Source organism: Okeania sp. SIO2B9 (assembly GCF_010672505.1).
In the GTDB taxonomy this organism is placed as follows: Bacteria; Cyanobacteriota; Cyanobacteriia; order Cyanobacteriales; family Microcoleaceae; genus Okeania; species Okeania hirsuta.
Window position 1 is genome coordinate 1 of sequence record NZ_JAAHGK010000068.1, and the last position, 11508, is coordinate 11508.

At 36.9% G+C, this 11508-nt stretch carries 14 protein-coding genes; 12 read left to right on the top strand and 2 right to left on the bottom strand.

Annotation, left to right across the window (positions count from 1 at the left end):
• The first annotated feature begins 33 nt into the window (after positions 1-33).
• From F6K13_RS04515 to F6K13_RS04550, 8 genes are all read left to right on the top strand, one after another.
• Entirely contained in the window at positions 34-549 is a 516-nt protein-coding gene (locus tag F6K13_RS04515; protein WP_287286910.1) for a class I SAM-dependent methyltransferase, read from the top strand.
• A gap of 412 nt (positions 550-961) precedes the next feature.
• Complete coding sequence (locus F6K13_RS04520) at positions 962-1891, top strand: isopenicillin N synthase family oxygenase (RefSeq protein WP_287286911.1); 930 nt, start codon at positions 962-964, stop codon at positions 1889-1891.
• A gap of 313 nt (positions 1892-2204) precedes the next feature.
• Positions 2205-2909: a bifunctional 2-polyprenyl-6-hydroxyphenol methylase/3-demethylubiquinol 3-O-methyltransferase UbiG gene (locus F6K13_RS04525; protein ID WP_124142745.1), complete on the top strand. Its 705-nt coding sequence runs from the start codon at positions 2205-2207 to the stop codon at positions 2907-2909.
• 23 nt (positions 2910-2932) lie between these two features.
• Positions 2933-3094, top strand: a complete 162-nt coding sequence (locus F6K13_RS04530; RefSeq protein ID WP_161565068.1) for a hypothetical protein — start codon at positions 2933-2935, stop codon at positions 3092-3094.
• A gap of 209 nt (positions 3095-3303) precedes the next feature.
• Positions 3304-4668, top strand: coding sequence for an NAD(P)-dependent oxidoreductase (locus F6K13_RS04535; RefSeq protein ID WP_124147427.1), 1365 nt, complete (start codon positions 3304-3306; stop codon positions 4666-4668).
• 60 nt (positions 4669-4728) lie between these two features.
• Positions 4729-5466 (top strand): sulfotransferase family protein, encoded by a 738-nt coding sequence (locus tag F6K13_RS04540; RefSeq protein WP_124147426.1) that lies wholly within the window; start codon positions 4729-4731, stop codon positions 5464-5466.
• 164 nt (positions 5467-5630) lie between these two features.
• Entirely contained in the window at positions 5631-6413 is a 783-nt protein-coding gene (locus tag F6K13_RS04545) for an SDR family NAD(P)-dependent oxidoreductase (RefSeq protein WP_124147425.1), read from the top strand.
• Positions 6407-6610, top strand: a complete 204-nt coding sequence (locus tag F6K13_RS04550) for a hypothetical protein (protein ID WP_124147424.1) — start codon at positions 6407-6409, stop codon at positions 6608-6610. Before F6K13_RS04545 ends, F6K13_RS04550 begins: the two co-directional genes overlap by 7 nt.
• 1034 nt (positions 6611-7644) lie before the next feature.
• Here the strand turns inward: F6K13_RS04550 and F6K13_RS04555 are convergent.
• The gene (locus tag F6K13_RS04555; RefSeq protein WP_124147423.1) at positions 7645-7842 is read right to left on the bottom strand and encodes a hypothetical protein; all 198 of its coding nucleotides are present in this window, start codon (positions 7840-7842) and stop codon (positions 7645-7647) included.
• Positions 7843-8006: 164 nt separating this feature from the next.
• On the opposite strand from F6K13_RS04555, the gene F6K13_RS04560 reads away from it, so the two are divergent.
• The 4 genes from F6K13_RS04560 (at position 8007) to nrdR (ending at position 11131) form a co-directional block, all read left to right on the top strand.
• Complete coding sequence (locus F6K13_RS04560) at positions 8007-8321, top strand: hypothetical protein (protein ID WP_124147428.1); 315 nt, start codon at positions 8007-8009, stop codon at positions 8319-8321.
• A gap of 278 nt (positions 8322-8599) precedes the next feature.
• Positions 8600-10126, top strand: a complete 1527-nt coding sequence (gene psbB / locus F6K13_RS04565) for a photosystem II chlorophyll-binding protein CP47 (protein ID WP_124147422.1) — start codon at positions 8600-8602, stop codon at positions 10124-10126.
• A gap of 183 nt (positions 10127-10309) precedes the next feature.
• Positions 10310-10405, top strand: a complete 96-nt coding sequence (locus F6K13_RS04570; RefSeq protein ID WP_011613950.1) for a photosystem II reaction center protein T — start codon at positions 10310-10312, stop codon at positions 10403-10405.
• A gap of 168 nt (positions 10406-10573) precedes the next feature.
• The gene (nrdR, locus tag F6K13_RS04575) at positions 10574-11131 is read left to right on the top strand and encodes a transcriptional regulator NrdR (RefSeq protein WP_124155900.1); all 558 of its coding nucleotides are present in this window, start codon (positions 10574-10576) and stop codon (positions 11129-11131) included.
• A 203-nt stretch (positions 11132-11334) separates the two neighbouring features.
• Here nrdR and F6K13_RS04580 read toward each other — a convergent pair whose 3' ends face one another.
• Positions 11335-11481, bottom strand: coding sequence for a hypothetical protein (locus tag F6K13_RS04580; protein WP_161565186.1), 147 nt, complete (start codon positions 11479-11481; stop codon positions 11335-11337).
• Positions 11482-11508 lie beyond the last annotated feature (27 nt).

The window sequence follows — 11508 nt, forward strand, 5'->3', positions numbered from 1 at the left end:
TAATTCACGATGTACTCAGGACCTGTATACATCGTGAATTTCTTAGGAAGTCTAAAGAGCGATGATGGGTTGAAAGCAATAGACACCAGTAATCGCAATATTGAAATCCTTGATGCAGGGTGTGGAACTGGTTTAGTAGGTATTGTCCTCAAGCAAAAAGGTTATCAGAATATAGATGGATCTGATTTGTCTGAAAGAATGGTAGAACAAGCTCTCTCGACAGGTGTTTATAATTTTCTGGAAAGTGGAATAGACCTCACGAAAAAAAATGAAGCTTATGAGAACAACCAATATGATGCGACAGTTTGTTGTGGCGTGTTCACTTTAGGTCATGTACCACCAACTGCTTTGTCAGAACTAATCCGCATTACCAAACCAGGAGGATGGATAGTAGTAAGTACTCGCAAGAGCTATTATGATAGCACTAACTTCCAAGAAGTTTGCGACCGCTACCAACAAGAAGGTAAAGTTAAATTGGTCAACCATGTTAAAGATAGTCCATATATTTCCGAAGAAGGGGCGCATTATTGGGCTTTTGCAGTTTGTTAATTGACAAGCTGCTGTGAGCGAAGAGTGAAAGCTACCCAAGAAAAAGCTAACTACATAGCTTTAGCGATCACGTGCAGCCAGTTTTACCTAGGATGTTGATTCTGATAATTTTTCCACCCCGAAAAGTTATGCAGCACTACTCCTGTTTCTCTCTATGAACAGGAGCTTGTTAAAAGTTTCGCTCGGGTACTGTTTTTGAATTAGTCTTAGTACTTTTAAGATAGCCCTTATTACTTCCATAATAGGGCAAAAGAGTCAAACAGGAAACCTGATAGAATCAACTCCCTAGGTTTTACCAAAACCTTAACTATTTTCTAGTAATAGAGGAAAGCAAAAATTAGCTAACTCTATGGTTTTTATTGTGGCAATTCAGACGTAAACTTGAACTATATAGGTAAATAAAATTGATTCTATGAAAAGTCTGCCAATTATCTCCTTATCAGAATTAGAAAAAGCTAGACCTCAAGAAATCAAAAAATTGTACGATGTTTGCTACGAACATGGTTTTTTCTATCTTAGAGAACATGGAGTTTCTAGAGAAATAATCAATCGAACTATTGAGGCATCCCGGAATTTTTTTGAACTACCTGAAGATGTTAAATTAAACTACCGTCAAGATATCCAAAAAGTTTATCCCAAAACTTGCAGGGGTTACGTTCCTTTGTATGGAGAATTTCTGAATAAAGAAATTGGGTTTGACCCCAAACAAGTTTTCGATTTAGGTATAGAAAGACCTCTATCTGAGGAACCTTTTACCGGTCCGACAGTTATACCTGATGATAGTGTAGCTCCAGGTTTTGCTAGTTCTCATTATCAGCTACAAAAAGAAATAATGACAAAGGTAACTCCTAAATTATTAAAAGGATTCGCCTTAGCTTTAGGATTAGAAGCAAATTTCTTCGATCGATATTTTACAAAACCGACATTAATCCAGCGCACGATTTATTATCCTGCGGGGATGGGAAAAGCAGGAAAACATACTGATAATGGCATATTTACAGTTTTAATTCAAGAATATTTTCCCCAGCCTTCTTTGAGAGTTCATACTAAAGAAGAATGGATAGATGCTCCCTGCGTAGAAGACGCTTTTGTGATTAATTTAGGGGATCTGTTGCAAATGTGGACAAAAGGTTTATTTGTCAGTACGCCCCATGAAGTATTTCATAGTAATTCTGATGCAACTAGAATATCAATTCCCTTCTTTGTTTATCCTAATATTGATGCAATAATTGAACCATTTGGTACTACTGAAAAAATTAGTTCTAAAGAAGTAATGTTGAAGAATTTTGTGTCAATTTGGGAAACCCATGAAGGGGCAGGTAGGGCGAAAGAATTAGTTTAATTATAGATAGATAAAAATTATTGAGTTTCCACCAATTAAGCTTTAATATAGCAATCCTGTTTGAGTAGTGTAAAATATTTCATTACCTACTATAAATTGGATTACCTTCAAAATAATTATGGTTTGCTGAAAAAGTCTTTTTTAAGGAGTAGGGGCAGTAATTTTTTTGCCCTACTCTTCCCCAAAATGCTAACTTTTTGAGCATGAATAGCTGAAAAATAGGCACTTTTTCAATATCTAAAAAGGCACTTACCTTTATCTGTAAATGCTTTGATATTTAATCAGCAGAGGAATAATTAATGAGAATAAATGAATGATTAATGAGTACATTGGGATAGCCAATTACTATGACAACCTATTAACAAGTGGATACTTTAACTATGATTCCCTTAGCAATATTTTGTACAACTTACTTGGTGCTAGAAGAAAAGTTTTAGATATTGGTGTAGGAACTGGATTACTGACTGAAAAAATGCTTTATTTGGCAAACTATAACATTGTTGGCGTTGATTTTTCTCCCCGAATGTTAGAAATTGCTAAGAATAGATTAGCAAATTTAAATGTTAGGTTGATTTGTCAAGATATTACGGAATTTGAAACTGAGGAAAAGTTTGAAGCTATAGTTTCAACTGGAGGTGTTATTTGTATATTGGAAGAAGATGGAGAATATAGAATTTCTAGCCACATAATCGATCCAGAAAAAAATCAGCAGTTGCTGGCAAAGTTACACAGTCAGTTAGACGAGGGTGGATTATTAGCATTGGGAATTCAGGGAGGTCATACCAGCTATAAAAAGGAAATTAAAGATGAGATTTTTTATGAGCAGAAAATCAAGAAGGAGGGAAATTATCTTGATAAATGGTATGTGTTTTCTCAAGCTAATGGGGAAATTCTCAGCGAGCAATTTTGCCGTTTTTATTTTTTTGATGGAGGAAAGACAACTCAAGCGCTGATTGATGCTGGATTTAATCAAGGATATCAGATTATTGATAGCAAGTTTTTAGTCAGCTACAAATAATTATAGTAACTATGAGACAATTAATGAAAGCTGTTATTCTAAAAGGGTATGGAGAAATGGAAAAACTGGAATATGCCCAATTACCAAAACCCATTCCTCAACCGGGAAAAGTCTTAATTAAATTAGTTGCTTCTTCTGTTTTACCGAAAAATTGTGGGTATGCGCCTCCCCTTTTAAGGGGATAATAAGCGGTCGTTAGTGCAGCTTCCCGTAGGGTGGGATGGCTTTAGCGGAGCGGGTCTGCAAGAACGGATATCCTCGCCATATCCAATCGACCAAGAGAAGAAAAATTTTCATGATTAGTCAATCCTCTTCTTTTCAAGGAGAGGTAATTATTAATTATTAATTGTTGAAAACTACCTTTCTGAGATTGAGCGTAAAGCCGAAAAATGAATTGACTTATTTAACAAATAATCTTAAAGTAAGTGAGAAAAAATTTGAGATGAAAAACAAAGCTACAGTTGCTTATATTGGAACAGGTCATATGGGACGACCTATGATTTTTAAACTCTTAGAATTAGGGTATCCTGTGCAAGTTTATGATAAATATCCAGAAGCAGCTAAAACAGTAATTGAAGCTGGAGCAGTTTGGTGTAATAGTCCCCAAGAAGTGGCTCAGAATGCTGATATTGTGATCACTAATCTACCTTTACCCCATCATGTTACAGAAAATATATTAGGGGAAAATGGGGCTTTGAATGGAATGAAAACTGGATCGACTTGGATTGATTTTTCAACCACAGATTATCATAATACCAAGTATATTGCTGGGGAAGCTAAGAAAAAAGGTGTTTATAGTCTAGAAGCTCCTGTGAGTAATTTATCCCACATGGGGGTAGATTTTGGTAATATGAGTTTTTATGTTAGTGGAGATCGAGAGGGGTTTGACATTAGTAAGGAAGTTTTGAATGGTGTAGGCAAAATATCCTTCTTCGTTATGAATCAAATTGGCGAAGCACAAGCTGTTAAGCTCTTGACTAATTTACTGTGTTATACTGCTATAGTTGTTTTGGGGGAAGTGCTGATCATTGCTAAAACCTGTGGTATTCCCTTAGATTGGATGTGGCAGTTTATGAAAGCATCCCAAGCTAATAGTTTTGCAGCAGAACAAATATCTCCATTTATCTTTGATGGCAGTTACGACAATTCCTGTAGTTTAGAAATTGCAGCTAAGGATAGTGATTTAACTGTGAAATTAGCTGAAGAATTCAATGTTCCTTTACCTTTGGGAAAAATTATTGAGGCTAGATATCGGCAAGCTGGAAAGACATATAAATTTTCTGAAAATTATATCATTGTAACTAAATTAGTTGAAGATGAGAATAACATTGATTTGAGAATACCAGGATTTACAGCACCTTCCCCCTATGGTTTAAATCGGAACTATGTTTATTCTAATGAGTTTGTTAAAGATGATTTTGGTCGGATAAAACCTCATCCCTATCAATTCAACTATGATAGACCTCAGCAGAAATTACAAGAACCCTTAGAAGAAATTGCTCAAACTCTAACAGAGTTAATGGCATATATCAATTACCTTATTTTACAGGAGTCTTATAAATTAGGTCAAAAGATAGGATTAAGTCAAGACTTATTAGTTAAAGTTATTCGCTGGGGTTGTGGAAGTAGTTGGGTGTCTGACAATGAAAATTCCTATCAACCTAATGATAGAATAGTTGCCAAATTTAAAGACTATAACTTCGATCAAAAAGTCAATATTCCCACAATTAATAAGATAATTGCTGTGTTAGAAGAATGAGATAAGCAAAACAAAATTAAGAGATTTTAAACTAAAGTAAACTAAGCAGGATATTAAAAAATGAAAAAAATATTAGCTTTGTGGGCAGTACCACGCTCAACTTCCACTGCATTTGAGCGTATGATGCGGGAAAGAGGAGATTTTTTCGTAGATGACGAACCTTTTGGAAAATCTTTTTACTACTCTGAAGAACGTTGTAATACTACTCGTTATCCAGATATAGAACCAGATCCCCAATACAATTTTAGTTGTATTTTGGAAAGATTAAAGCAAGAAAATGAAAAGCAGCCAGTTTTTATTAAAGATATGAGTTACCAGGTTGCACCTGTAGCTAATCAAGAGTTTTTGTCTAATTTTAATAATAGTTTTCTGATTAGACATCCAGAAAAAATGTTGCCATCTCTCTTTAAAAATTGGTCTGATTTTACCTTAGAAGAAACTGGATATGCTCAACTTGATAAGCTGTTTGAAATGGCTAAAGAAATTACTGGAAAAATACCAGTAGTAATTGATTCAGATGATTTAGTTAAAAAACCTCAAGCAACTGTTAAAGCCTATTGTAATGCTATAGGTATACCATTTATTGAAGAAGCTCTAGAATGGAAATCTAAACCTCAACCAGAAATCAATCAATGGGAAGGGGGGTGGCATAATTATGTGTTATCTAGTCAAGGATTTAAAGAAAGGGAAAAGAAAGATTATGCCAAAATAGAAGATAGCGAACATCTAAAGCAAGCCTATGAATTTTGTTTACCTTACTACCAAAAACTCTACGAAAATCGCTTGCAGATTGAATAACAATTTTAAGCATTTCCTGCGAAATGCTGGAAAGATACAACTATATTTTATTTGTCTATCTCCTGACTTCCCCTCCTGGGAGGGGTTAGGGGTGGGTTAACTGCTTTGACAAAAAACCGCACCTTTGTAAAAACACTAAATGGCTTCTATAATTCTTGAAAAATGTGAATCAAGCAAAATTTCTAAAAAATCGCGTAGCAATAGTAACAGGTGGTACATCTGGCATAGGAAAATCTATTGCTATTGCTTTAGCTGAAAGTGGAGCAAATGTAGCAGTCGGTTCTCGTTCTGCTAGCACAAGTTCATGTCAGAGTGAAATTGAGTCACAAGGTGTTAAAGCTCTAGTAATGAATCTGGATGTATCCTCAACTGACTCAGTCCAGGCTTTTTATGATACTACAATAAAAGCATTTGACAAAGTTGATATTCTTGTCAATGCGGCAGGAATTGCTTATGAGCATGAAATGTGCAATCATCCTGACGAAGAGTGGTATAAGGTTATAGATATTAACCTCAACGGTATCTATCGCACTACTAAGCTATGTTTTCCAGGAATGATAAAACGGAAATGGGGTCGTATTATTAATATTGCCTCGACTTCTGCTTCAGTAGGTGCTCCGCTTCACGCTGCCTACTGTACTTCTAAAGCAGCAATTCTTGGACTGACTCGCTGTGTCGCTTTGGAAGGCGCACCTTATGGAGTATCTTGTAACTCAATTAGTCCAGGGTGGGTAGAAACTAAATTAGCTGAAGGGATGATAGGACGACTTGCTAAAATTGAAGGTCGAACTGCTGCTGAATACTTAGAGGAAATCAAGCATAGCTATCCTCAGAAGAGAATTATACAACCACAAGAAGTTGGCAAACTAGCAGCTTTCCTTTGTCGTGATGAGGCATTGGGTATTACAATGGAGGATATAACAATATCAGCAGGTTCCCTGTGGTGAAAAAAATTTGGATTGATAGCAACGTTGAAGTATTTGTCAGTTGGAAAACAGGTGATGGAAATTGGTTTTTCCCTTGTGGCGATCGCTCTAATTGCTACATGAATAATGGTAAACTTCTAGTGCAAAAAGGCAGAAGGCACGAGGCAGAAGGCAGAAGGGAAGAAAGGTTATTGTACAAGCTTTTGAACCTTTTTTAACTGGTTAGTTATTTCCGCCATCCTGCACTAGTGATATCAAATCTGGCATTATGGATAACACTGCGGGCGACTTCCACTGTACTTGACTGTATGATCCAGGAATGATATCAAATCCGGTAGCATCGGTGTAATTAGATGGGGAGTAGGGGAGTAGGGGAGATAGGCAGTAGGGGAGATCGAGAAATATTTGGTAATGGTTGAAGATGGAACATTTTTTTATACCGAATTAAACGGATTTGATATGAAGAGTTCTATATATTTTTTTTAATAACCTCAGGACTTACCCAAAGACATTATATATAGCACCTACTAATTTAGCGATCGCCTCAAGATTTCAGGAATCAGGCAAAAATGCGGCATAGTGCATAACAAATTTGGCGATTTCTGAGGCTTTCGCTCCGCTTTTCATGTCGCGAAGCGAAACCGAAATGTTAGTCGATTTTTAATCAGATAGCCTCAATTTACTAACTAAATCCCCAATCTTGAAAAAGTTAAATAACTGTCATTTTTAGAGCTGATTTGTAAACTTAGCTAAAACCTTTATGTAATCTAACTCTCAGGAATTTAGGTGTTATTGGGCTATAACTCCTAAAACCCTTGTATTGCAAAGAATTAAATCTCTTAATATTTGCTTTATAAATCAGCTCTTATGGTTGGATATTTCAGTTCCTAAGTGAGATATTTTCATAATAACCCATTCTTAATTTGATAAATAGTTTTTCCTAAATTATATGCTAAATTCTTCAGATGATTCACTCGGCAGTATTGCACAAGCAATGTGATTTTTTTGAATTTGTGTAGAACTGCCTTGACAACATTCAAGTCTAGTTAGTTGCTTGAACTCCCTGTGAAACTCCTCAATTTTACACCTAGTTTGATACTCAAATTATACAGCCTCTTTCAGAGGAGCTACGCTATCATCTATAGCAGATTTATTTAAATCATTAGTCACAATAAATTCTGTTCTGTTATTAACAGTACCCCGAAATAATTTGACTATCTTGAGTCAGAATTACGCACTCGCTTTTTTATCCCTAGGAAAACCCTTGATTTTTATAATTTTTCCCGATAATAATTCCCCTTGAATCCAACTTAATGTTCCCAGATTTTGAGATTTTTTTTACACCATCAGTATCATCGACTAAACGATTACTCTTGAGAGAACAATAATAAATCTGATCTAGATTATCAATTACAGCCATCAGTATTTGAGTAGCAGATAAACTATCCATTAACACTATTTTAAATTGTATTTTCTTTTTCTTTACCAACTAAACTTAAGATGTACGCTACATATAGCGTACATCTTAAGTCCTGAACCTTTTAAGTTGAAAACATAAAGAAGGTTTAATCTTTGATAAACTTTCTGATAAATTACTCAAGTTTAGAAAAGTCTGTGAAATACTTCTTCTTATCAGAGGGATGGGCCGTAGGTAGAGTTTGGACTGTCGGCGGTCTCTGGAGTGAAACAGCTTGGAGACGAGCACCAGATATTGAAAAAATGAATCTTTGTATTTTGGATAAAAATGAAAAAATGTGGCTGCATCGAGTCGAAGATCCAGTATTGATGGTAGAGATTTATCCCACTGCTGAAGCTCAAAAGTCTGTTTCTAGTCAGAATATTGGCAACGTGGTGTTGACTCGCTTGATTAATTCTGAAAAAGTCTTGGAATATCTTTGTACTACCTCAGCCATCTGTCAAATTAGCTAAAGTCATTAGGCTTAAGTTGAAAGTCAAAAGTTGATCTAACTGAATATTCATCATCAACTTTTTCCTTTTGTAATGTTTGCTTGCTATTAACTTAAAAACTCTATACAATTCTTGAAATAGTTTTAATTTTTATGCTCCTATTTGAATAAAATTGGCCATCTTGTCAGTGACTATATTGACTATTGGACTAAAACTAAGACAATTTTAGACAAGAGCATAACAAACAAAAGAAAAAAGCTTTCAGAATAGACATCACTTAATTAGGAGGAGTGTAGTCAATGGGACTACCTTGGTATCGAGTACACACAGTTGTTCTGAACGATCCAGGACGACTAATTTCCGTGCATCTAATGCACACTGCTCTAGTAGCAGGTTGGGCTGGCTCAATGGCCCTTTATGAACTAGCAATCTTCGACCCTAGCGATCCAGTCCTGAACCCAATGTGGCGTCAGGGAATGTTCGTTATGCCATTTATGGCACGTCTAGGTGTTACCCAATCTTGGGGTGGCTGGAGTGTTACTGGAGAAGCCGCTACTAACCCTGGTTTCTGGTCTTTTGAAGGTGTAGCAGCAGCTCATATTATTCTTTCTGGTTTGCTGTTCCTAGCTGCTGTATGGCACTGGGTTTTTTGGGACTTAGAGCTGTTCTTTGACCAACGTACCGGAGAACCTGCTCTAGACCTACCAAAAATGTTTGGTATTCACTTATTCTTATCAGGTCTACTCTGTTTTGGCTTTGGAGCCTTCCATTTGACAGGAGTATTTGGTCCAGGAATGTGGGTATCAGACCCCTATGGATTAACGGGTTCTATTCAGCCAGTAGCCCCAGCCTGGGGACCGGAAGGGTTTAACCCATTCAATGCTGGTGGCATTGTCGCCCACCACATTGCTGCTGGAATTGTGGGAATTATTGCTGGTTTGTTCCACCTATCTGTAAGACCACCAGAACGTCTCTACAGAGCATTGCGGATGGGTAACATTGAAACAGTCCTCTCTAGCAGTATTGCAGCAGTTTTCTTTGCAGCCTTTGTTGTGGCTGGAACAATGTGGTACGGCTGTGCGGCTACCCCTATTGAATTATTTGGCCCTACTCGTTATCAATGGGACAGCGGTTACTTCCAGCAAGAAATTGATCGTCGCGTTCAATCTGAAATAGCAGCAGGTAAAACTGCTTCAGAAGCTTGGTCAACTATTCCTGAAAAATTGGCTTTCTATGACTATGTTGGTAATAGCCCTGCAAAAGGTGGTCTTTTCCGTGTTGGCCCAATGAATAATGGTGATGGTCTTGCTCAAGGTTGGCTTGGTCATCCAGTATTTAAGGATAAAGATGGCGAGGAATTATTTGTGCGTCGTCTACCAAACTTCTTTGAAACTTTCCCAGTTATCTTGACCAATGCTGATGGTGTAGTCAAGGCTGATATTCCTTTCCGTCGTTCAGAATCAAAATATAGTTTTGAGGAGAAGGGCGTAACAGTTAGCTTCTTAGGCGGTGAACTTAATGGTCAAACGTTTACTAAAGCTACAGATGTTAAGAAGTATGCTCGTAAAGCTCAGATAGGTGAACCTTTTGAGTTTGACCAAGAAACTTTAGGCTCTGACGGTGTGTTCCGGACTAGCACTCGTGGATGGTTTACTTATGGCCATGCTTGTTTTGCTTTGCTATTCTTCTTCGGTCATATTTGGCACGGATGTCGGACATTGTTCCGCGACGTATTCGCAGGTATTGACCCAGACCTAGAGGAACAAGTAGAGTTTGGTCTATTCCAGAAATTGGGTGACCTAAGTACTCGTAGGAAGGAAACCTAAAGCGAATGTGGTTTAACAAATAATAAAGGTAAACCACTAAGACAACTAGGTATCTCTCATCTTCAAATTTTCGATAAAAGTCCAACGACTACTTTGATAAAAGTTACAAAGTATTTTCGTTGGACTTTTATTTACGTTAAGCTGGTAAACTAATATAGAACTGGATCTTCAGGAAATTCCCTTATGGAAAGTGCAGCTTATATATTAGTATTGGCTTTGGCCTTGGGTGTGATATTTTTTGCGATCGCCTTCCGCGATCCTCCCAGAATTGGAAAGTAATTAGTTTTGATCGGTTGATTATCAAATAAATTGCTTTTTTTATGAAAAATGAGTGCTGAGTCCTTAACCCAGTACTCATTTATTCTAATTTTTAAATAAATTATCATTGGCCTAAATTAGGCTAAAATATTCATGTCTGAAATTATATGTCTGAGAAATTTTTAAAGTATGCGATGTCCAGTGTGCCAACATACAAATAGTCGTGTTCTAGAGTCGCGTTCAGCTGAATCTGGTAAAAGTATCCGACGCCGACGAGAATGTTTGAATTGCCAGCATCGTTTCACGACTTATGAAAGAATAGAGTTTGTTACAGTAACAGTGATTAAAAAGGACGGTAAAAAAGAGTCTTTTGATAAGTTGAAATTACTCCGAGGTATTATCCGCTCCTGTGAAAAAACCGGTATTGAACCTACTGAACTCGAAGCTCTTGTAGATGAAATTGAAGTTGAGCTACAGGGTAGAACCCAAAGAGAAGTTACCAGCGCTGAAATTGGTGAAATTGTTCTGAGTAAATTAGTTCACATTAGTGAAGTTGCTTATATCCGTTTTGCCTCTGTTTATCGTAAATTTCAAGGTATTAGAGATTTTGTAGATACCTTAAATCATCTCCAAAATCAAAAAAATAATTTAGATTTTAATTCTACTTCCCTAGAAAGTTCTGAAATTTCTCCGAAACCAGATGCTGTTGATTGTGAAACGTCTGCTTCCTTTGCCACCTCATCTTAAACTGAATGATGATAACTATAGCAGTAATTGACTACTCCCCGGACTTAAGTCACGGGGATTCTAAGCAGATACTACGCAACAGGATAAATCCGTGTTGCTCCGTTTCTTCTTAGCTGACCAAAGATATATTCTTTGGGGACAAGTCAAAATGCCCCTACACAGTCGGCTTAAGTTTAACCCTAGCTTTCTGCTTACTTTTGTGATTATATTTGCAGCCCCATTACAGTCTGCATTAATACACCAATTATTGCCTGTTCTATACAAACCACGCTGTCTTGATGCAGTCGCTCATGGGGGAAACCCCCAAGACCGCGCTGCATCGCTTTATTCTCTTTCCTGACGGTTTCCAATTATTGGGTTTCTCACCATAATTAGGT